Here is a 21,759-nt window from a genome sequence, read left to right as displayed (position 1 = left end):
CGGGGGGGGGGGTAGATCCGCGCCACCCTGACCAACGGCTTCGGACGCCGCGCAAGATCGCAGCCCCTCTCTTTTCGCTCGATTGCTCTGGCCGACTTCTGCACGCGCCATGCCCGGCCCGCAAGCGCTTGAGGCCATTGGGCGGCTTGCCTCAATGCTCTCCGCGGCACAACGGAGTAGAGGCGACCTTCGGGGCACACCTGGCGTTACAAAAACGCACACACAATTGACTTTGATAGTGGAATTAGAACAACCTTGCGACATGGATCCCCACGCCAAAGCCAAACGCCTGCTCGCAGCCCAGGGCAGTGTCCGCGCCCGCGACCTCCGGGCCGCCGGGCTGGAAGGCGCCCAGATCACGCGTCTGGTGCAGCGGGGTGAGCTGGTCAGACTGGCACGTGGCGTCTACTCGCTGCCCGGACGGGTGCCGGCGGCGGACGAGGGACTGCAGATCGTCTCGCGCCGCGTGCCCGATGGCTTCTTCTGCCTCCTGACGGCGCTGCGCTTCCACGGACTGACGACACAGGCACCGCACTCGGTCTGGCTGGGTATCGCCGCAGGACGGCACGCGCCCAAGCTGGACTGGCCTTCGCTGCGAGTCGTTCGCTACTCGGGTGTCAGCCTCTCGGCCGGGATCGAAACGCATGTCCGCGACGGCGTGCCGCTTCGGGTGACCGGGGTCGCACGGACCGTCGTGGATTGTTTCAAGTTCCGCAACAGGATTGGCCTGGACGTGGCACTGGAGGCGCTGTCCCAGGTGCGCCGCGAGCGTCGCACGAGCCACGATGAAATCTGGCGACTGGCGAGCCAGCTTCGGATGGCGAACGTCATGCGACCCTATCTGGAATCGGTGGCATGAGTGCGTCCTCGCCAGCCCGCGTCGATTCGATCCGCCAGCGGCTTTTGAACCATGCGAAGGCGACGGGCGAGGAGTTCCAGCGCACGCTGGATCGCTATGCCGTCGAGCGCCTGCTGTATCGACTGTCGATCTCGCGCCACCGGGACGATTTCCTGCTCAAAGGGGCAATGCTTTTCCGGCACTGGTTCGAGCAGGAACACCGTCCGACGCGCGACGCAGACTTTCTGGGCTTTGGCGCACCAGATCCGGCGCGGATCGAAGCAATCATCAGCGAACTCTGCGAGCTTGAGCTCGACGACGGCCTGGCCTTCGATCTTGCCAGCCTGCGCGTCAGCGAGATCCGAGAAACGGCGCACTACCACGGCCTGCGCGTGAACCTGCGTGCCCGACTCGGGACGGCGGAATGCCTGATCCAGTGGGATATCGGGTTCGGGGATGCCGTGACGCCTGGGCCCGAAGACGCCAAGCTGCCGACCCTGCTCGACGATCTGCCGGCACCTTGGCTGCGCATCTATCCACGCGAAACCGTCTTCGCCGAGAAGCTGGAGGTGATCGTCATGCTCGGCATGACCAACAGCCGGATGAAGGATTACTTCGATCTGTTCAGCCTGGTCCGGGAGGGCCAGCTTGATCCGACGCTGCTTCGAGACGCCGTGTCTGCCACGTTCGCGCGACGGAACACCCCGATGCCTGATTCCCTGCCGGTGGGGCTGACGCAGGCGTTCGCCTCGGACAACACCAAGCAGAAACAATGGCGGGCATTTCTCGAAAGGGCTCGGCTAAAGGCACCTGGGCTTGAGGAGGTCGTGGCCGAGCTCGCTGGCGTCGTGGCTCCGCTTCTGAGGTGAGGGCCTGTGCTCCGAACGCCCGCCGCCATGCGGCGGGCCGGGAATCCTGGAAGGAAGCCATCCGAAGGATGGCGCGCCTGGAGGGATTCGAACCCCCGACCAACGGCTTCGGAAGCCGCTACTCTATCCGGCTGAGCTACAGGCGCGTCGACGCGATCAATCTCGCGGTGGCGCATTCTCGCATGAATGCGGCCGTTTGTGCCGCCAGTGACCGCACATGGTACCCGACTCTTCCCCGATGGTGACACGTCCCAACTGGCCGCAACGGCTGCGGCATTACTGGCAACTGGTGCGCGGGGACCGTCCGATCGGTTGGCTGCTGCTGCTGTGGCCGACCTGGTGGGGCTTGTGGCTGGCGGCGGGCGGGCTGCCGCCGGCCTGGATCCTGCTGGTGTTCTCGCTGGGGGTGTGGCTGACCCGTTCGGCGGGCTGCGTGATCAACGACTACGCCGACCGCTGGCTGGATGGCGAGGTGGCGCGGACCCGCCAGCGCCCGCTGGTGACCGGCGCGGTATCTGGGCGCGAGGCGCTGGCGTTGTTTGCGGTGCTGATGCTGGTGGCGTTTGCCCTGGTGCTGACGCTCAACCGCCTGACCGTGTGGCTGAGCGTGGTCGGGGTGTTCCTGGCGGCAACCTACCCGTATCTGAAGCGCTACACCTACCTGCCGCAGGTGTATCTGGGCATGGCGTTCGGCTGGGGCATCCCGATGGCGTTCGCCGCCATCCAGGGGACGGTGCCGCCGCTGGCCTGGCTGCTGTATGTGGCCAACATTTTCTGGGCCACCGCCTATGACACCTGGTATGCGATGGTGGACCGCGACGACGACCTGCGCATGGGCGCCAAATCCACCGCGATCCTGTTCGGTGAGCTGGATCTGCCCGCCCAGGGCGTGCTGTATGCCGGGATGTTTGCGGCGCTGGCCCTGGTCGGACGGCAGGCCGGGCTGGGCCCGTGGTACTGGGCTGGACTCGCGGTGGCGCTGCTGCTGGTGGTCTGGGAGTTCCGGCTGGCCCGCACCCGGGCGCGCGAGGACTGCTTCCGCGCCTTTTTGCACAACAACTGGGTGGGGCTGGCGGTGTTTGCCGGCATCGCGCTCGACTTTGCCCTGCGCGCCAAGGTCGTGGCCGCCTGACCACCGCCGCGGCGCCGGTCAGGCGACCCGTGCGCACACCCACGCCTCGACCACGGCCACACCGGCCGCACGCAGTGCCCGTGCCGCCGCCTGCAAGGTGGCACCGGTGGTCATCACGTCATCGAACAGGGTGACCCGGGTGGGCAGCGCTACCCCGCTGCGCACCCCGAAGGCGGCGTGCAGGTTGCGCTGCCGGGCGGCAGCGTTCAGGGATGTCTGGGCGGCCGTGGCGTGCCGACGGACGAGCAGGTCGTCGCGCAGCGGCACACCCAGCCGCCGGGCCAACGGCCGCGCCAGCTCCAATGCCTGGTCGTAGCCACGCCAGCGCAGGCGACGCCGGTGCAGCGGCACCGGCACCAGGGCCTGCGGGCGCGGCAGCGCGGCAAAACGCTCGGCCAGGCAGTGCGCCAGCACCCGCGCGACCGTCAGATCGCCGTGGAACTTCAGCCGCGGCAGCAGCTGATCCAGCGGAAAGGCGTATTCGAACCCGGCATGGATCCGGGTCAGGGCACCCCCGTCCGACTGCCGGCAGGCCGGGCAGAACTGTGCGCGGGGCTGCGGCAGGGCACAGCGCGGGCAGGGGTGGTGCAACCACGGCAGCGCCGCATGGCAGTCGGGGCAGAGGTCGCGCCCCGGTGCGCCAGGCGCGGCGCAGATCAGACAGCGGGGCGGCCAGCAGAGAAACGACAGGCCGCCGTCGACTTTGCCGGGGCCGGATTGGTTGACGGCGCGGAACATGATCTCCAGACTGCCGGCTCCATCGCCTGCCGTCAGTCGGGAAATCCCCATGTCCGAAGTCACCCACTTCCCCATCCGCCACGACTGGACCCGCGCCGAGGTCGAGGCCCTGTTCGAGCTGCCGCTGCCGGAACTGCTGTTCCGCGCCGCCTGTGCCCATCGTCAGTATTTCGATCCCCGCCAGGTGCAGGTGTCCACCCTGCTGTCGATCAAGACCGGCGGCTGCCCCGAGGACTGTGGCTACTGCCCGCAGGCGGCGCGCTACCACACCGGGGTTCAGGCCAGCAAACTGATGGACACCGACGCGGTGCTGGAAAAGGCCCGGCAGGCCAAGGCCGCCGGTGCCACCCGGTTCTGCATGGGGGCGGCCTGGCGCAGCCCCAAAGACCGCGACATCCCCAAGGTCGCCGAAATGATCCGCGAAGTGAAGGCACTGGGGCTGGAGACCTGCGCCACGCTGGGGATGCTCACCGCATCCCAGGCACAGGCACTCAAGGAGGCCGGCCTGGACTACTACAACCACAATCTGGACACCGACCCGGAGTACTACGGCAGCATCATCCACACCCGCGAGGTGCAGGACCGGTTGGACACCCTGGCTCATGTGCGCGACGCCGGCCTGAAGACCTGCTGCGGCGGCATCGTCGGCATGGGCGAATCGCGGCGCCAGCGCGCCGGGTTGCTGCAGACGCTGGCCAACCTGCCGGCGCATCCGGATTCGGTGCCGATCAACCGGCTGGTGCAGGTGGAAGGCACACCGCTGCACGGCACGGTCGAACTGGATCCATTCGAGTTCGTGCGCACCATCGCGGTGGCACGCATTCTGATGCCGGCGTCGATGGTGCGGCTGTCGGCCGGCCGCGACACCATGAGCGACGAACTGCAGGCGCTGTGTTTCCTGGCCGGGGCCAACTCGATCTTCTACGGCGAGAAGCTTTTGACCACCGGCAACCCGGACACCGAACGCGACCAGGCGCTGTTTGCGCGGCTGGGCCTGCAGCCGATGCCGGTGGCCGAGGCGATGGATGACCGCATCAGCGCCTGCACCACCACCGTCCACGCCGGCATCACCGAAGCCGCGTAAGCCCCATGCCCCGGCGTGCCTTAAGCGCTCGCATCCAGGCCCTGCGCGAGCAACGTCAGGCCCGCCAGCGCCAGCGCGTGCGTCGCACCGTGCTGCGTCGTGACGGCATGCGCTGCGAGGTGGCCGACCCCGCTGGCCGGTCGCGCTGGCTGCTCGACTTCTGCGGCAACGATTATCTGGGCCTGGCGCGCCATTACGCGGTCAGCACGGCCCTGCAGGACACCGCGGCGCGCGTCGGCAGCGGCGGTGTGGCCTCGCATCTGGTGTGCGGGCACCACGCCGCCCACGCCGCCCTGGAGCGGGAAGTGGCCGACTGGTTGCAGGCCCCCGCGGCACTGCTGCTGGGCAGCGGCTATCTGGCCAATCTGGCGGTGGTGCAGGGGTTGCTGGGACGCGACGATGTCTGCGTACAGGACCGGCTCAATCACGCCAGCCTGATCGACGGGGCGCGCCTGGCCGGCTGCACCCTGCGCCGCTACCCGCACGCCGACCCGGAAGGTGCCCTGCGCCAGTTGCGCGCCTGTCCGGACGGAGCCGCCCTGCTGGCCAGCGACGGGGTGTTCAGCATGGACGGTGATGTCGCGCCGTTGCGTGCCCTGGCACTGGTGGCACTGGCCCAGCGCGCCACCCTGTACATCGACGAGGCACATGCCATCGGGGTGCTGGGCGACGCCGGCCGTGGCAGTGTCGCCGCCGCTGGACTGGATCACACCCAGGTGCCGCTGCGTCTGGTGACACTGGGCAAGGCGCTCGGGGTGCACGGCGCGCTGCTGGTGGGCGATGCCGACCTGATCGGCCATCTGGCGGAAACCGCCCGGCCCTACCTCTACACCACCGCCACCCCGCCAGCGCTGGCGGCCGCGGCGCTGGCCGCCGTGCAGCGCGCACGGCAGGACGACTGGCGAAGGCAGCGGCTGGCGGCGTTGGTGGCGCGCTTCCGCGAAGGCGCGCAGCGACGCGGGCTGCCGATGCTGGCGTCGCAGACACCGATCCAGCCCCTGCTGTGCGGCAGCGAGGCGCGCGCGCTGGCGCTGGCCGCCGCACTGGAAGCGCAGGGGTTCTGGGTGGCCGCGATCCGGCCGCCGACCGTGCCGGAAGGCAGCGCACGGTTGCGCATCACCCTCTCTGCCGCCCATACCGAAGCCGAGGTCGATGCCCTGCTCGACGCGCTGGCCCGTGCCTGCGACAGGGTGGCCGTCGATGCCACGGCCCCCAGCCACGCCCCGCCGCCGGCGCTGGAGACGGCCTGAACGGGCGTGCTCAAGCGTGCGCCATCAACCGCCTGCGCGCATATCGAGCCCGCCGATGCAGACGTACTTGATGTGGCTGTAATCCTCCAGCCCGTGCTGCGAGCCTTCGCGCCCGAACCCGGACTGCTTGATGCCCCCAAACGGCGCCACTTCGGTCGAGATCAGCCCGGTGTTGAGGCCCACCATCCCGCACTCCAGCGCCTCGGCCACGCGCCAGGCGCGGGCGTTGTCGCGGGTGTAGAAATACCCGGCCAGGCCGTACTCGGTGGCATTGGCCAGGGCGATGGCCTCCGCCTCGGTCTTGAAGCGGAACAGCGGCGCCACCGGCCCGAAGGTTTCTTCGTGCGCCAGCCGCATCTGCGGGGTGGCGTCCAGCAGCACCGTCGGCGCGTAGAACGTGCCGCCCAGCGCGTGACGGTGCCCGCCGGTCGCCACGCGTGCGCCATGCGCCAGCGCGTCGGCCACATGCGCCTCCACCTTCTCCAGCGCCTTGGCATCGATCAGCGGGCCCTGATCGGTCTCGCCGGTCAGCCCCGGCCCCACCCGCAACGCCTGCACGGCGGCCACCAGTTTTTCGGCAAACGCGTCGTACACCCCGTCCTGCACCAGCAGCCGGTTGGCGCAGACGCAGGTCTGCCCGCTGTTGCGGAACTTGCTGGCAATGGCGCCGGCCACCGCGGCGTCCAGGTCGGCATCGTCGAACACGATGAACGGCGCATTGCCACCCAGTTCCAGCGACAGCCGCTTGAGGCCATCCGCGCATTGCGCCATCAGCCGGCGGCCGACCGCGGTGGAGCCGGTGAAGCTGAGCTTGCGCACCTTCGGGTTGCTGGTCATCTCCGCGCCAATTGCTGCGGCATCGGCCCCGGTGACGATGTTCAGCACGCCGGCGGGCAGGCCTGCGCGTTCGGCCAGCACCCCCAGTGCCAGCGCCGAGAACGGGGTCTGCACGGCAGGCTTGCACACCACTGTGCACCCGGCCGCCAGCGCCGCCGCCACCTTGCGACCCAGCATCGCCGACGGGAAGTTCCACGGCGTGATCGCCGCCACCACCCCCACCGGCTGGCGCAAGGCCAGCAGGCGCACGCCTGGGACATGGCCGGGGATCACCTCGCCGTCCATCCGTTTGGCCTGTTCGCCGAACCATTCGAAATACCCCGCCGAATAGGCGATCTCGGCGCGTGCCTCGGCCAGCGGCTTGCCCTGCTCGGCGGTCAGCAACCGGGCCAGGTCTTCCTGATGGGCCAGCATCAGGTCGTGGATCCGGCGCAACACCTGCGCGCGTTGTTTGGCGGTTTTGCCCGCCCAGGCCGGGAAGGCCGCATCGGCGGCATCGATGGCGCAGCGGGTTTCGGCTGCACCCATGTCCGGCACGCTGCCCAGCCGCAGGCCATCGGCCGGATCGTGCACGGCACAGGTGCCGGCGGCATCGGCATCGCACCAACGGCCCGCGATCAGGGCCTGCTGCCGCCACAGGGTGGGCTCGCGCAAGGCCAGTCGGGTGGCTGCATCCATGGAGATTCTCCTGGCACATCACAGACAGAACAGCACGATACGCCAGACCATCCCGGCCTGAACACCTGCGGGCGTCCTGCGCCCACCCAATGCCGCAATGCACGCCGGCAAGGCCATAATGCGCGCCTTCCTCCCCCGGGCCGGCCGCCTTGCCGGCCCACCACGTCACCCACATGAACGCTCTGCACCTGGACATCGTGGGCGCCGGCCCACCGCTGGTCGTGCTGCATGGCTGGGCCATGCACGGCGGCATCTTTGCGCCACTGGTGGAACGCCTGCGCGATCACCGCACGCTGTATCTGGTCGATCTGCCCGGCCACGGCTACAGCCGCCACAGCCCGCTGCCGCTGGCGCTGGCGCCCTGCGCGCAGGCCATCGCCGCCCAGGTGCCCGCTGGCGCCCCCTGGTGCGGCTGGTCGCTGGGTGGGCTGATCGCCCTGTACGCGGCGCTGCAGACGCCCACGGCGGTGCCGGCACTGGCCCTGCTGTGTGCCACGCCGCGCTTTGTGGACGGGCCGGACTGGCCGCAGGGCATGCCCCAGCATGTGTTCGACACGTTCGCCCAGGGCCTGGCGCAGGACTGGCAGGCCACCGTCGATCGTTTCCTGGCGCTGGAAGCATTTGGCTCTGATCACATGCGCGAGGAAATGCGCCTGCTGCGCGATGCCGTGCTGGCGCGTGGTGCGCCGGATCCGCGTGTGCTCGACGAAGGGCTGCGGCTGCTGGCGCAGACCGATCTGCGCCAGTCGCTGCCTTCGCTTGCCGTGCCCAGCCTGTGGCTGGCCGGCCGTCGCGACCGCTTGGTGAACCCGCAGGCGATGCAGGCCGCTGCCGCGCAAGCGCCGGGCGCACGCTACCTGGCCATCGAGCACGCCGGCCATGCACCCTTTTTGACCCATGCCGACGCCGTCGCCGAGGCATTGCTGGACTTTCTTGCCGGGGCGCGGGCATGACCGGGCTGTTTGACACCCGTCAGGTGCGGCGCGCCTTCTCGCGCTCGGCCAGCCAGTACGACAGCGCGGCAGTGCTGCAACGCCAGGTGGAAGCGCGCCTGCTGGAATCGCTGGACTACTGGGACGACCCGGCCCTCGGGCACGGCCCGCCGCAGGTGGTGCTGGATCTGGGCTGCGGCACCGGCCACGCCAGCGGGTTGCTGCAGCAGCGCTGGCCGAAGGCGCAGGTGGTGGCGCTGGATCTGGCTCTGCCGATGCTGCGTCAGGCACGTGCCGCCACCACCCCCCGGCTGCCCGGGCTGGGCCTGCCCAACCCGCTGGCACGCCGGCCGCACCTGGTCTGCGCCGATGCCCGCGCCCTGCCGCTGGCCGACGGCAGCGTGGACATCCTCTTCTCCAACCTGTGCCTGCAATGGGTGGACGATCTGCCGGCGGTGCTGGCCGGGTTCCGGCGCGTGCTGCGTCCGCACGGTCTGCTGCTGTTTTCCACCTTTGGCCCGCAAACGCTCTGGCAGCTACGCGATGCTTTCGCCCAGGCCGATGCCGCACCGCATGTCAGCCCGTTCCCGGATCTGGCCATGGTGGGCGACGCCCTGCTGGCCGCCGGATTCTTCCAGCCGGTGGTCGATCGTGATCTGGAAACCCGCTTCCACCCCGACCTGCCGGCGCTGATGCACGAACTGCGCGCACTCGGCGCCACCAACGCCCTGACCCGCCGGCGCCAGACCCTGACCGGCCGCCGCCGGTTCACTGCGGCCGCCCGCGCCTACGAGGCGCACCGCACCCCGCATGGGCTGCCGGCCGACTGGGAGATCATCAGCGCACTGGCCTGGGCCCCCGAACCGGGCACGCCGATCCGGGCCGATGGCATCGAGCAGGTGGCCATCCCCCTCAGCCGGATCCCGATCCGCCGGCGCTGAGCGCCGCGTCCGGCGGCCGGTCGCGCACCACCCGGAAGATCACCCGTCCCCGATACGGCGCACCGGCCACCTCCGCCCGCCAGCCGTGCCGCGCCAGCGCCGCCTGCACCTGCGGCAGATGCGCCTGCGGCGTGTACCAGACCTGCCCGGCCTGCGGCTGACGCAGGGCATCGTCCAGCGTGCGGTCGTAGGGCGGGTTAATGCGTGAGACGTTGGGCACGGCGGTCAGCGCCACCTGCACCACCGGCACCCCCAATGTCAGATGCAGGCCATAGCGCGGTGCATCGTCCAGCGCATTGACCGCCACGATCGGCGCCGGCACCCGTGCGCGGATCGCCTGCGCCCAGGCAGTGGCATCCTTACCCGTCTCCAGCCGTGCCGCCAACCCTTTCAGGCCCAGGAGCAACAACGCCCAGGCCATGATCCAGCCCACCCGCGGCAACCGCCCGGGATGACGCTGCTGCCACTGACGCGCCACCAGCACCGCGATCGGCAGGAACAACGGCAGCAGGTACAGCGGCAGACGCGAACGTGCCAGGCAAAACACCAGCAAGGGCAGCAGCAGCCACAGCGTCAAAAGCAGCGCCTCGGCGTCCTGCAGACGTGCCTCCGGCTGCCGCCAGCGCCGCACGCTGGCCGGTAACTGCGCCGCCCAGCGCAGCAGCCACCCGGTCCACGGCAAACTGCCCAGCAGCAGGGTGGGCAGATAGACCTTCAGCCAGCCGTACCACTCGCCGTTGCGGCCAAAGCTGTCGCTGGCCACCCGCGCATACACCTCCTGCCCGAGGAAGTAGTTCAAAAGCCCCGGCGTGTGGGTGATCACCCACAGGTACCACGGCAGCGCCACCAGCAAAAACACCCCCAGCCCAGCCGGCAGCCACAGCGTGCGCTGCGCCTTGGGAACCGGCCGCAGGCGGTCGAACACCAGCACAGCCAGCAGCGGCAGCAGCGCCGGCGGCCCCTTGGTCAGAAAGCCCAGCCCGAAGCCCAGCCACATCAGCGCCAGCCAGCGCCGCTGCGCCGCGGGCGGGCCAAACCGGGCCTCGACGAACGCCGCCATCGCCAGCCCCTGCCAGACCGCAAGCCAAGGGTCGGTGGTGATCAGCTGCGAAGCAGCAAACGGCAGCAGCATGGTGGCGTAGGCCAGCGCCGCCATCGCCTCGCCGCCGGGGGCCAACCGCCGCGCCGTGCGCCAGGCCAACGCGATCAGGGCCAGATAGGCCAGCACCGACGGCAACCGCGCCGCAAACGCGGTGCGGCCCAGCGTGCCCATGCTGGCCGCCAGCACCCAGTAGGTCAGCGGTGGTTTGGTCCAGTGGCCGGTGTCCGGGCTGCGGTGCGGTGACACCCAGTCGCCGCGATCGAGCATGGTCAGGGCGACGTTGGTATAGCGCCCTTCGTCGGGTTCCCACAGCCCGCGTGCGCCCAGCCCGGTCAGCGCCAGCACCAGTGCCAACAGCGCAATCGCCCAGGCCGGTGTGAAGACGTTTTTCATCACGCAGCGGACTCTCCCTCCAACAGCGCCGGCAGCGCCGACAGATCGACATTGCCGCCGGACAGCAGCAACCCCACCCGCGCCCCGGCAAAACGCTCCCGATGGGCCAACACCGCCGCCAGGGTGATCGCGGCTGAAGGCTCCACCAGCTGTTTGGTCCGGCTCCACAGCAATCGCAGCGCCGCCCGCGTGTCGGCATCCTCCACCGTCAGCACCTGTGCCCCGGCGGCACGCAGCAGCGCGAAGTTGGGCGCCCCCAACGTCCCGCGCAGACCGTCGCAGATGGTGTCTGGCGGCACCCCATCCGGTTCCAGCACACCCCGTGCGAACGCGCGCGCACCGTCGGCGGCACCGGCCGGCTCGGCCAGATACAGCCGACATTGCGGGGCCCGCCCCTGCAACGCCAGCGCGCTGCCTGCGGCCAGCCCGCCACCGCCCAGCGGCACCACCAGCGCGTCCAGATCGGGCTGCGCGGTCAACAGCTCCAGCGCCGCGGTGCCCTGGCCTGCGATCACCTGCGAATCAGCATACGGATGCACCAGGGTGGCACCCGTCTCCGCCTGGACCTGCGCACAGGCGGCCTCGCGCGCGGCGATGCCGGGCGCACAGCGATGCAGCACCGCCCCGGCCCGCACGATCGCCTCCAGCTTTGCCTGCACCGCGCCCTCGGGCACCACCACATGACAGGGAATCCCGCGCAGCCGTGCCGCCAGCGCCAGCGCCGCCCCGTGGTTGCCAGACGAATGCGTCACCACCCCCCGCGCAGCCGTGGCCGCATCCAGAGAAAACACCGCATTGCACGCACCACGGAACTTGAACGCCCCCACCCGCTGCAGATGCTCGGCCTTCAGCCAGAGCGCCGCCCCGGCCTGAGCCTCCAGCGAACGGCTGCGCAAAACCGGCGTGACCTGCGCATACGGCGCAATCCGCGCCGCGGCATCCAGCACATCAATGAACGTAGGAAGCGGGGACAAGGAAGAGGGCGACATCCGGGCATGCTAACCCGCAACCATGGTGGCATGGCCTGACTCTGCCCCCGGCAAATGGACGATGGCCTGCAGCCCAGCAAACCGTGACCGACGCCACAGGTGGCCCTCAGGGTGTCAAAAACTGCCCCTGTTGCGTCACATCGCACCAAATCGGGTAAGCTTACGCGTGCCGGCATCGGCAGGATTTCCCGGATCCCCCCTGTTCCGCTTTCCTGTCGGTGCCGGCGCTTTGTTTGCGCCAGCCCGGCACAGCCGCGCCCGTAGCGGGCGTTTGCCGGCGCAGAAAAGATCGAGGGCCGGCTGTCCCCCGACAACCGGCCCTCATAGCATCCTCGACCTGCGCAGGGTCGGCCCCTGTTCAGTCCGACCATCGCCTGACGGCGTGCCAGGTCGAGTGCTGGCCCGATAAATGCAGGAAGCATGCCAAACCCGGTCTGCATTGGCCGCCCGTGCGCGTGATAATGCCTCCATGAGTGACTCCTTCTACCGCTACGACGTCATCGTGATCGGCGGCGGCCATGCCGGCACCGAGGCGGCCCTGGCTGCCGCCCGCAGCGGTGCGCGCACGCTGCTGCTGACCCATTCCATCGAGACCGTGGGGGCGATGAGCTGCAACCCGGCGATTGGTGGCATCGGCAAGGGCCATCTGGTGCGCGAGATCGATGCGCTGGGCGGGATCATGGCGCGTGCGGCGGACGCCGCCGGGATCCAGTGGCGCACGCTCAATGCCAGCAAGGGGCCGGCGGTACGCGCCACCCGCTGCCAGGCCGACCGTGCGCTGTACCGCGCCTTCATCCGGCGCGCGGTGGAAACCCAGCCCAACCTGACCGTGTTCCAGGCCGCGGTGGATGACCTGATCATCGACCAGGACGCCGTGCACGGCGCCATCACCAACACCGGCCTGCGCTTTCACGCCCCGGCGGTGGTGCTCACTGCGGGCACGTTCCTGGCCGGGAAAATCCACATCGGCCAGACCCAATACGCCGCCGGGCGCATGGGCGATCCACCAGCCGTCACCCTGGCCCAGCGCCTGCGCGAAGGGCCGTTCACCGTGGCCCGGCTGAAGACCGGCACGCCGCCGCGCATCGACGGCCGCACGCTGAACTACGCGGTGATGACCGAACAGCCCGGCGATACCCCACGCCCGGTGTTTTCGTTCATCGGCTCAACGGAGGATCACCCGCGCCAGGTGTCGTGCTGGATCACCCACACCACCGAACGCACCCACGACATCATCCGCGCCGCGCTCGACCGCAGCCCGCTGTATTCCGGCCAGATCGAAGGGATCGGCCCGCGCTACTGCCCGTCGATCGAGGACAAAGTGGTGCGCTTTGCCGACAAGCCCAGCCATCAGGTGTTCGTCGAGCCGGAAGGGCTGGATGTGGTGGAGATCTACCCGAACGGCATTTCCACCTCGCTGCCGTTCGACGTGCAGCTGGCGCTGGTGCGCAGCATCGTCGGCTTCGAGCAGGCGCACATCACCCGCCCCGGCTACGCCATCGAATACGACTTCTTCGATCCGCGCGGGCTGAAAGCCTCGCTGGAGACCAAGGCGGTGTCCGGGCTGTTCTTCGCCGGCCAGATCAACGGCACCACCGGCTACGAGGAAGCCGCCGCGCAGGGCTTGCTGGCCGGCATCAACGCCGCCCGCTATGTGCGCCAGCAGCCGGCCTGGACGCTCCGCCGCGACGAGGCCTACCTCGGCGTGCTGGTGGATGACCTGATCACCCACGGCACCAACGAGCCGTATCGCATGTTCACCAGCCGCGCCGAATACCGGCTGCAACTGCGTCAGGACAATGCCGACCTGCGCCTGACCCCGGCCGGACGTGCGCTGGGGCTGGTGGACGACCACCGCTGGGCGCGCTTCTGCCGCAAGCAGGAGGCCATCGAACGCGAACGGGCTCGGCTGGCCGCGCTGTGGGCCGCCCCCAACAATGCCCTGGGCGCCGCGCTGGAACGCCAGCTGGGGCTTTCCGTCAGCCACGAAACCTGCGTCCTGGATCTGCTGCGCCGGCCGGAGCTGGACTACGACACGCTGATGACGGTGCCGGCGCTGGGGCCGGGCGTGGACGATCCGGACGTGGCCGAGCAAGTAGAAATCGACAGCAAATACGCCGGCTACCTGCAACGGCAACGCGAGGAAATCGCCCGCCAGCAGCGCCATGAAGCCACGCCGATCCCGGACGGGTTCGACTACAGCCAGGTGCGCGGACTGTCCGCCGAAGTCCTGCAGAAACTGCAACAGGTGCGGCCGCAGACCGTGGGCCAGGCACAACGCATCCCTGGTGTGACGCCGGCGGCGATCAGCCTGCTGCTGGTGCATCTGGAGCGGCAGCGCCGACAGCACGCCGCCTGAACCCTTGTCTTCGCACGGCCCGCCTTCAAGGCGGGCACGTCTGCAGGCGCCGTTTGTGCAGGCGCAGCGCCGGCGTATCCTTGCGCGCATGAACACCCTGCGCGCCCGTCTTGCCGTTTTCGCCCTGCCGCTGCTGCTGGCTGCCTGTGGCCATGACACGCCGCCGCCCCGAGCCAGCAATGGCGACTATGCCGCCCAGGTCTGGGCGCTGCCGGCCGAGCCCGGCTCGCTGGCTCCGACCTTGCGTCAGACCCCGGACGGCCGCCTGCTGCTGGGCTGGATCAACCGCCGCGAAGGCCGCCGCACTGCGCTGCAGTTTGCCATCTACAACACCCGCGACGGCTGGCAGAGTCAGCCGCGCACGATTGCCGTGGGCAACGCCCTGGCCGCCAGCCCCGCCGACCCGCCGCACCTGCTGGCCACCGCCGATGGGGCGTTGTGGGCGCAATGGGTGCAGGCGCAACCCGACCAGGCCGGCGGCACCGACGTGGTGCTGGCGCGTTCCCGTGATGGCGGGATGCGCTGGGAGCAGATCACCCGCGTCAACAGCGACGGCATGCCCACCGAGCACGGCTTTGCCGCACTGTGGCCGGATGGCAGCGATGCCCTGGGCATCGCCTGGCTGGATGGCCGTGCCAAGACACCGGAGCATGGGCAGGCCGAGGCCAGCGGCGACATGCAGCTGCGGGTCAACCGCTTCGATCTGAACCTGCAGCGCGGCACCGACACCGTGCTGGACACCCGCACCTGCGACTGCTGCACGCTGGCGGTGGCGATGACCGCGCGCGGCCCGCTGCTGGCCTGGCGCGACCGCAGCCCGGACGACGTCCGCGACATCGTGGTGGCGCGCTGGCAGAACGGCGCCTGGAGCGCCCCGCGCCCCGTGCATGCCGACCACTGGGTGCAACCGGGCTGCCCGGTCAACGGCCCGGCCCTGGCCGCCCGTGGCGATACGGTGGCGCTGGCCTGGTACACCGAGGCCGATGGCGGCCCACGACTGCGGCTGGCGCTCAGCCGCGATGCCGGCACCCAGTTTGCCGCCCCGGTGGACGTGGACCAGGGCCCTGGCGTGCTGGGCCGAGCAGCGGTGGCACTGGATGCCCACCAGGTGTGGGTGGCCTGGCTGCGCGAGGACGCCAGCGGCCAGCACCTGAAGCTGGCCCGCTATGCCCCCGACCTGTCGCGCCGCCTGCAGACCCTGGATGTGGCCACCCTGGCCACCCGCGGTCTGGCCAGCGGTTACCCCAGCCTTGCGGTCGATGCCGACGGGGCATGGCTGGTGTGGACCGACCAGGACGCCAATGGCACCCCCCGTCTCAAAGGCGTCCGGCTGACCCGTTGAGCAGGCCCGGCTTCGATTGGCACACCCGTGTGCTGCCGGCTTATTTCTCCTTGCGCCAGTTGATCGAGGCGCGATTTTCCACGGTGGACGATTCCACCTGGATGTCGAAGCCCTTTTTCAGCAGGTATTTGAGCATCACCACTTGACCGGTGCCGAGCAGGGACACCCCGTAGCTGACATACAGCCGGGGCGAGAGGTATTTGCCTACACCCAGCACCTCGCCGCCGAGTGCGCGCGACGTGCTCACCCCGGCCTCGTCCAGCCCGATCCGGGCGCCCAGTTGCGCCGCCAGTAGCCCGACACCGGCATTGAGGGCGGTGCGGGCGGCATCGACCTGCTGCAACTCGCTGCGGCTCAGATCCGGCAGCGGCCGGCCCAGGGTGAGATAGGCCAACGCCTCCGATGGGCTCATCACCGGATCCGACCACACGCTGGCCCGCGGCGAGGACACCCGCCCGGTCACCTGGATCCCGGCCGTGACCTCGCCCACCGTACGCTCCGCCCGCAAATCGAGCAGCGGATCGTCCAGCGCCGTGTTCGACCACAGCAGCCGGCCACGGGTGATGCGCAGATCCTGCCCGTAGGCGCGGTAACGGCCGCCGAGATCCAACGCGCCAGTGGCGCGCATCGCCTGGCCCGGTGCCTGACGAACGTGCAGACTGCCGCCGACGGTGCCGGCCAGGCCGTAACCGTCGATACGCACGGCGTCACCCGCGGTCAGGGTGAGATCCAGATCAACACCCAGCGGAGCGCGCGCCCGGTCAGGATCGACCGGATCCAGCACCACCACGTCCGGGGATGGCGACACCGCCATCTCCAGCCGTTCCAGATGCAGATCGGTCTGCGCCACGGTCACCGCGCCACGCACCTGCACCGGCGAACCGGCGCGATAACTCACCGCGATATCGGGCGATGCCAGGATGCGCGCCTGACGGGTATCGGCCAGCAGCACGTCGGTGCCACGCAGGGTCAGTTGCAGTGGCGCGGACTGATCCTGCCAGCCCAGCCGCCCGGCCACGACCAGCTCGCCCTTGCCGGTGGGCAGGCGGCCCTGGATCTGGGCCACGCCATCGGCGTCTGCCTGCAACTGCAGCTGGCCGTTCTCGATCGCAATGCCCAGCGCCGGCAGTTCGGCATTCAAACCGTGCAGGTCGGCGGTGCCGGCCAGTGTCGGCTGCGTGCGGGTGCCGCCCAGCTGCAGGGCAAGATCGAGCTGGCCCTGCGGCGCCACCAGGTCGGGCGAGAGCAGCTCCAGCAGACGTAACTGCCGGGTGCGCAGACGCAGTGCCCCCTGCAGCGGCGCCTGTGGCTGCGGGCCGGTGTCCAGCCGGGCCGCCAGGGTGCCGGTATCGCCCAGCGCCGCATAGGCCGACAGCTGCCACTGGCGCGGCCCAAGCGCGGCAGTGACCACCAGATCGCGGTATTCGAGCAGGGCGCTCCCTGCCCGCGGGCGACTGCGCAGACGACCATTGGCCGACGTCAGCTGGGCGTCGAGCTGCCAGTCGGCGCCCTGCGGACGCAGCCTGGCCTCGAGGCCGGCCTGACCATCGAGCCCCCAGGGCTGATTCGGCGCGCGCGCCGGCAGCCACCCGGCCAGCAAGGCCAGCGGCAGCGCCTGCCCCTGCAGCGTCAACCCCTGCCGCGGCCAGTCAGCACTGAGGCACAGCACACCGCCGATGGTGGCGTGCAGGCAGGCCGGCGTCAGCACGCCGTTGCCGCCATTCCAACGCCACTCTGCGGGAGCCTGCAGCGTCCACGCCGCCGCCTGCGCGGGCGTGAACTGCAGCTGTGCCAGCCGCCCCTGCCAGCGCGCCCCCTGCGCCTGGGCCGTGCCGGCCAGCACCAGCGCACCGAAATCGCCACGCGCTTCGGCATCCAACTGCAGACGTGTCACCGCCCCGCGCAGGGTGGCGTGCACGGCATCCAGCGCCAGCCCGGCCTGCACTGCGCTGGCATCGAGCCGTAAGCGGCCCTCGCCGTGCTGCCACGGCAGCCGGCCCTGCGCCTGCACCTGGGCGGCGCGCAGGTCACCGAAGGCCAGGCCGCTGCCGGTCAGGTCCACGGCCAGGTCTGGGGCAGTGCGGGTACCGCGCAGGGTGAGCGTGCCGCGCAGCATGCCGTGGGCCCCCGGCAGCAGATCCTCCAGGCGCAGCGGGGCCAGCGTCGCCGCCACGGCCATCGTTGTCGCAATGCTGGCGCGTGCGTCGATGCGGCTGCCGCCCAGCGTCAGCGCGAGTTCGCCGGCATAGCGGTCGCCATCGATATCGCCATGGGCATGCCCGGACAGGGCGCGGCCGCGCAAGGTGCCGCCCAGTTCCTGCGCGTCGATCTGCGCGCGCAGACCTCGACCATCGCGCAACGTGCCTTCGCTGCGCAGGCGGCCGCGGATTGCGCCGGGCCAGTCCGGTGCGAAGTAGCCAGGGTCGAAGCCGGCCAGCTGTGCTTGTGCCGTCCACTGCAGTGCTGGTGTCCATGCCAGCGTGCCTGTGGCATCCAGCCGGCCCTGCGGCATGACGGCCGAGAGCGCCTCGACGCGCAGGCCGGCACGATCACCACGACCGGTCAGATCGACCGTGGCGTGCTCCTTGCCGCGCGTCAGCCGGGCCTGGCCAGTCAGCATCCAGCGATCGACCGTGCCGGTCAGCGCAACCCCGGCGTCGGCCAGAATCGCACGGGTGCCGGTTTGATCGCGCCAACGCAGCCCGCGGGCATTGATCGTCAGCGCCAGCATGGCCTGCGCCGGGTCACGCAGATCGACTTCGCCGGTTGCCTCGATGCGCCCATCCAGGATTTGCAACGCCAGTGCCTGTAGTTGCACGCGCTGATCCTGCACCTGCAGCCGCGAAGGCAGCACGCGCACGGTGAACGCGCCGCGTTGCAGCGTTCCGTGCCACTGGGCACTGCCCCCGGTGCCAGTGGCGGTAAAGCCAAAACGCAACGGCATGCCAGGCTGGCCACCTGTCAGCAGGCCGGGGTCGAGCCCGTCGCTGCGTGCCTGCAACCACCAGCGTGGCCGATCCGGGTTGCCCTGCACGATCAGCGCCGCCTGCAGTGGCTCACCGGCACGGCCAGCCAGCGCCACCACCATCCGCGACAGATTGCCGCGCGCCACTAGCCCCAGCCGCGCCGCAGGCTGCCCGGCAGGTGCAGGCAGCACGGCGGTGGCGAGCAATTCGGTGTGATCGCGATGGCCGGGTGCGTAATCGCCATGCAGGGTAAAGCGACCACGATCGCTGTCCACCCGGAGGTGTTCCACGTGCAGACGGCCACGCTGCACGTCGAGCCCGCCGCGGGCATGGCGAATGTCGATCACCGGCGCGCCCTCATGCCGGATGCGCAGCGCATCGATGCCGATGGCCGTAGCACGGATCGTCAATGGTGGCGCGACCTGCGGCAGCAGCTCGGGCCAGCTGGGCAGCTTGAACGGGGCGTCACTGCGCGGCAGGTCCAATGTCGCATCCGTCACCTGCACCTGCTTGAGCCGCACGGTACCGGCAAGGAGTGCAGCCAAATCCGGATCCAGCATGACCATGCCGGCGGTGAAGGTGAGCGTACCCATCGCACAGCGGGTCGATGCCGTGGCAATGCAGTCCGGGTCCCGCGGGCGCGGCATGGACAACCGCACGCCATGCAGGGTCATCGGGCCGGACAGCGGCCCGTCCACCTGCTGCCAGGTCAGCTGCGTATTCGCTGGCAGGTGCGCCACGACCTGCCGCAACACGACATCGCGGCCCGCGCGGGTGGTCAGCAGCCAGCCCAGCAGCACCGAGATCGCCACCGCCAGCAGCGCCAGCCCGGCCAGGCTGGCCATGCGCCATCCGCGTCGGTGCCGCCGGGGCTGTTCGTCGTGCTGGGTCACAGGTCAGGCCCGATGTTGAGGTACAGCCCCAGCGGTGACTGCGGCGAATCCAGGCCGCGGGCGATATCGATCCGCACCGGCCCGATCGGCGAACGCCAGCGCACGCCAATGCCGACGCCGGTCCGCAGGCCCAGTGTCCGGTCAGCAAACGCATTCCCGCTATCCACGAATACCGCCGCGCCCCATGCGCCGTTGAAATAGCGCTCATATTCCACGCTGGCGGTGAGCACATTGGGGGCGCCGGTGTAGTACAGGCCACCGCTGGTCGCCACGGCCGGGCCGAGTTCGTGCCAACCGTAGCCGCGCACGCTGCGGTCGCCGCCGGCATAGAAGCGCAGGCTGGGGGCCAGGTTGAGCACGTCGCGGGTGAAGGTATGGCCCACCTCGCCGCGCAGCAGCAGGCGGCTGTCGGCGTCCAGCCCGTGGAACCACTGGGCACGGACATGCACTTGGGCAAAGCCGGTGCGGGTATTGGCACCACCACTGCCGCCGCGCAGGGTCAGGCTGAGCCCGCCGCCACGGCGCGGTGCCAGGCGATCGTCGACGTCGATGTAATCGGCCGTGAGCGCCGGGTACAGGAAACTGCCGAACTGCTCGGCCGGCGCGGTCAGGGTGGGATCGAGGTAGGCCCAACGCTCACGCAGCACGTGCAGGCCGGCCGACAGGGTGAGGTGGCGACGGTACTGTCCGGTGCGGCCCAACACCAGCTCCAACCGGCGGCTATCGACATAGGCGGTCTGTTCGTCGCCGGCCTGCAGGCTGACGCTGTACCAGCCGTCCAGCCAGGCAAATGCCGGAACCCGGTACTGCAGGGTCGCGGTCTTGCGCTTTTGTGCCCAGTCCAACTGGGCCAACGCCTTGTGACCGCGGCGGTTGAGGTAACGCCGCTCCACCCCAAGGCTGACGCCGCTGCCGCTGGCGGTGCCATAGCTGAAGCCGGCGCTGTAGAGGCTGCGCCGGGCCGGAGTCAGGGTGGCCTCGATCGGCACCTGCCCCGCGCGCGCCTGTGCCGGATCAGCCTGCACATCGACCAGGGCGAAGTAATCGAGTGCCTGCAAGGCATCACGCAGGCGATCCACCTGCGCCTCGTCGTAGGGTTGGCCCGGTGTCCACAGCACCAGCCGCTCCAGCAACCGCGGCCACACCACTACCTGCGGGGTCTGGGTGAAATGCACCGGCCCCAGCGCCATCCGTTCGCCGCTGTCCCAGCGCAATGTCACGGCGGCGCTGTGGCTGGCGCGGGTGACCTCGACCCGATGTTGCAGCGGGCGTGCCGCGAAATAACCGTGCCGGGCCAGAGCGGCCTCCACTGCGGCCTTGCTGGTGTCATAGCGGGTGTGATCGAACACCTCACCGGGGCGCGGACGAAACGCCGCCAGCGCCGCCTCCACCCCGGCATCGGCCCCTCCCGGTCCCTCCACCGCCAACACCTCTGTGCTGACCCGCACCGGCGTCCCTGGGTCGATGGTGAGCGTCACCGTGATCCCCATGGCACCATCCTCCCCGGCGTCATCCTCCCCAGCCTCGTCTTCGCTGGCAGCCTCCAGGGCATCCGGGTTGCCGGTCGGCACCGGCTCGGCGCGATCGCTGCGGCTGAGGGTGATGACCGGGTCGTAATAGCCGAACGGTTCCAGCGCCTGTCGCGCCTCGTCCGGCGCAATCTCCAGCAGATACACCAGCCGGCTCGGCCGCACGTTCTTGCCCAGCGCATCGCTGAGCGACAGCGTGCTGCGCACGTTGGCTTCCATCGCTTGGTCGTGCAGCCCACGAATTTCGATCCTGGTCACCTTGGCCGCCAGCGCCGGCATGGCGGCCAGGCAACAGAGCAGGAACAGCGTCGGACGGGCGCGGCAGAGTGGCATCGGCGCAGGATACCGATGCAGCGTCAAAGTGTGATTAACGGCAGCGTCGGTATCCGCCGCCGCGACCGCTTACTGTAGCCAGGCCTTGATCTTGCGCTTGAGCCAGCCGTCGTGGGCGCCGCTCTGACCCGGCCGCTTGTAGGTGTCCAGGTAGTGGCGCACGTGCGGGGCATAGGATTTGTCGTCACCGCGAATGTGGTTGAACAGCCAGCGCGCCAGCATGCCTTTCAGTTCGCCAGCGATATTCTCGCCCGCGTCGAAGCGCATGCGGTACTCATTGACGCGGCGCACGAACATCTCATGCACACGCTTGTGTGCCGGCCCGAAGGCATAACCGGACTCTTCCATCAATTCTTCTTCGAATGCAAAGTGCGAGAGGGTGTAGTCAACCAATTCCTCCAGCACGGCCGCCTGGTCGTCGCGGGTGGTCGCCGCATCAAGCTGGTTGATCAGCGCCACGATGCGGTGGTGCTGCTGGTCGATGATATCGATGCCGGTGTCGAGTTCGGGTTGCCAAACAAGGAGGGCCATGGGGTGCTCCGGAAAAACTTTTC

Annotated in this window: 16 protein-coding genes and 1 tRNA gene; 9 read left to right on the top strand and 8 right to left on the bottom strand. The window is 69.8% G+C overall.

The window, feature by feature from the left end:
- The first annotated feature begins 262 nt into the window (after positions 1-262).
- Both BUA29_RS02975 and BUA29_RS02970 read left to right on the top strand, forming a co-directional pair.
- Entirely contained in the window at positions 263-859 is a 597-nt protein-coding gene (locus tag BUA29_RS02975; RefSeq protein WP_072755143.1) for a type IV toxin-antitoxin system AbiEi family antitoxin domain-containing protein, read from the top strand.
- Positions 856-1,707 carry a nucleotidyl transferase AbiEii/AbiGii toxin family protein gene (locus BUA29_RS02970; protein WP_072755142.1) on the top strand — a complete coding sequence of 284 codons (852 nt, stop codon included), beginning with the start codon at positions 856-858 and terminating at the stop codon, positions 1,705-1,707. The genes BUA29_RS02975 and BUA29_RS02970 overlap by 4 nt, the downstream gene beginning before the upstream one ends.
- A gap of 69 nt (positions 1,708-1,776) precedes the next feature.
- Here the strand turns inward: BUA29_RS02970 and BUA29_RS02965 are convergent.
- Positions 1,777-1,853, bottom strand: a tRNA-Arg gene (locus tag BUA29_RS02965).
- A 92-nt stretch (positions 1,854-1,945) separates the two neighbouring features.
- Here BUA29_RS02965 and ubiA point away from each other — a divergent pair.
- Positions 1,946-2,839, top strand: a complete 894-nt coding sequence (gene ubiA / locus BUA29_RS02960) for a 4-hydroxybenzoate octaprenyltransferase (RefSeq protein ID WP_245770488.1) — start codon at positions 1,946-1,948, stop codon at positions 2,837-2,839.
- An 18-nt stretch (positions 2,840-2,857) separates the two neighbouring features.
- On the opposite strand, the gene BUA29_RS02955 is transcribed toward ubiA, so the two are convergent.
- Positions 2,858-3,628 carry a ComF family protein gene (locus tag BUA29_RS02955; protein ID WP_245770487.1) on the bottom strand — a complete coding sequence of 257 codons (771 nt, stop codon included), beginning with the start codon at positions 3,626-3,628 and terminating at the stop codon, positions 2,858-2,860.
- Between BUA29_RS02955 and bioB the strand changes: the two genes are divergently transcribed.
- A complete protein-coding gene (gene bioB / locus BUA29_RS02950; RefSeq protein WP_072755140.1) occupies positions 3,627-4,661 on the top strand; it encodes a biotin synthase BioB in 1,035 nt (344 codons plus the stop codon). The genes BUA29_RS02955 and bioB overlap by 2 nt on opposite strands.
- Positions 4,662-4,666: 5 nt before the next feature.
- The gene (gene bioF, locus BUA29_RS02945) at positions 4,667-5,911 is read left to right on the top strand and encodes an 8-amino-7-oxononanoate synthase (protein ID WP_072755139.1); all 1,245 of its coding nucleotides are present in this window, start codon (positions 4,667-4,669) and stop codon (positions 5,909-5,911) included.
- Positions 5,912-5,935: 24 nt separating this feature from the next.
- Here the strand turns inward: bioF and BUA29_RS02940 are convergent, their stop codons facing one another.
- Positions 5,936-7,426 (bottom strand): NAD-dependent succinate-semialdehyde dehydrogenase, encoded by a 1,491-nt coding sequence (locus tag BUA29_RS02940; RefSeq protein ID WP_143148781.1) that lies wholly within the window; start codon positions 7,424-7,426, stop codon positions 5,936-5,938.
- Between the two features lie 182 nt (positions 7,427-7,608).
- On the opposite strand from BUA29_RS02940, the gene bioH reads away from it, so the two are divergent.
- Both bioH and bioC read left to right on the top strand, forming a co-directional pair.
- A complete protein-coding gene (bioH, locus tag BUA29_RS02935) occupies positions 7,609-8,379 on the top strand; it encodes a pimeloyl-ACP methyl ester esterase BioH (RefSeq protein ID WP_072755152.1) in 771 nt (256 codons plus the stop codon).
- Positions 8,376-9,299, top strand: coding sequence for a malonyl-ACP O-methyltransferase BioC (gene bioC / locus BUA29_RS02930; RefSeq protein WP_072755138.1), 924 nt, complete (start codon positions 8,376-8,378; stop codon positions 9,297-9,299). Before bioH ends, bioC begins: the two co-directional genes overlap by 4 nt.
- Here bioC and BUA29_RS02925 read toward each other — a convergent pair.
- Complete coding sequence (locus BUA29_RS02925; RefSeq protein ID WP_072755137.1) at positions 9,271-10,794, bottom strand: ArnT family glycosyltransferase; 1,524 nt, start codon at positions 10,792-10,794, stop codon at positions 9,271-9,273. The genes bioC and BUA29_RS02925 overlap by 29 nt on opposite strands.
- Positions 10,794-11,783: a pyridoxal-phosphate dependent enzyme gene (locus BUA29_RS02920; RefSeq protein ID WP_072755136.1), complete on the bottom strand. Its 990-nt coding sequence runs from the start codon at positions 11,781-11,783 to the stop codon at positions 10,794-10,796. The genes BUA29_RS02925 and BUA29_RS02920 overlap by 1 nt, the downstream gene beginning before the upstream one ends.
- Before the next feature lie 469 nt (positions 11,784-12,252).
- On the opposite strand from BUA29_RS02920, the gene mnmG reads away from it, so the two are divergent.
- Entirely contained in the window at positions 12,253-14,142 is a 1,890-nt protein-coding gene (gene mnmG, locus BUA29_RS02915; protein WP_072755135.1) for a tRNA uridine-5-carboxymethylaminomethyl(34) synthesis enzyme MnmG, read from the top strand.
- An 88-nt stretch (positions 14,143-14,230) separates the two neighbouring features.
- Positions 14,231-15,484, top strand: coding sequence for a sialidase family protein (locus BUA29_RS02910; RefSeq protein ID WP_072755134.1), 1,254 nt, complete (start codon positions 14,231-14,233; stop codon positions 15,482-15,484).
- 40 nt (positions 15,485-15,524) lie between these two features.
- On the opposite strand, the gene BUA29_RS02905 is transcribed toward BUA29_RS02910, so the two are convergent.
- The 3 genes from BUA29_RS02905 to BUA29_RS02895 all read right to left on the bottom strand — a co-directional run bounded on the left by BUA29_RS02905 (position 15,525) and on the right by BUA29_RS02895 (position 21,736).
- A complete protein-coding gene (locus tag BUA29_RS02905) occupies positions 15,525-19,295 on the bottom strand; it encodes a translocation/assembly module TamB domain-containing protein (RefSeq protein WP_084602318.1) in 3,771 nt (1,256 codons plus the stop codon).
- 44 nt (positions 19,296-19,339) lie between these two features.
- A complete protein-coding gene (locus BUA29_RS02900; RefSeq protein WP_072755132.1) occupies positions 19,340-21,205 on the bottom strand; it encodes an autotransporter assembly complex protein TamA in 1,866 nt (621 codons plus the stop codon).
- A 69-nt stretch (positions 21,206-21,274) separates the two neighbouring features.
- On the bottom strand, positions 21,275-21,736 hold the full coding sequence (locus BUA29_RS02895; RefSeq protein ID WP_072755131.1) for a bacteriohemerythrin: 462 nt from the start codon (positions 21,734-21,736) through the stop codon (positions 21,275-21,277).
- Between the last annotated feature and the right edge of the window lie 23 nt (positions 21,737-21,759).

The sequence above is a fragment of the Thermomonas hydrothermalis genome, assembly GCF_900129205.1.
Taxonomy (GTDB): Bacteria; Pseudomonadota; Gammaproteobacteria; order Xanthomonadales; family Xanthomonadaceae; genus Thermomonas; species Thermomonas hydrothermalis.
The sequence above is the reverse complement of the archived record's forward strand: the minus strand, read 5'-3'. Positions and strand labels throughout refer to the sequence as shown.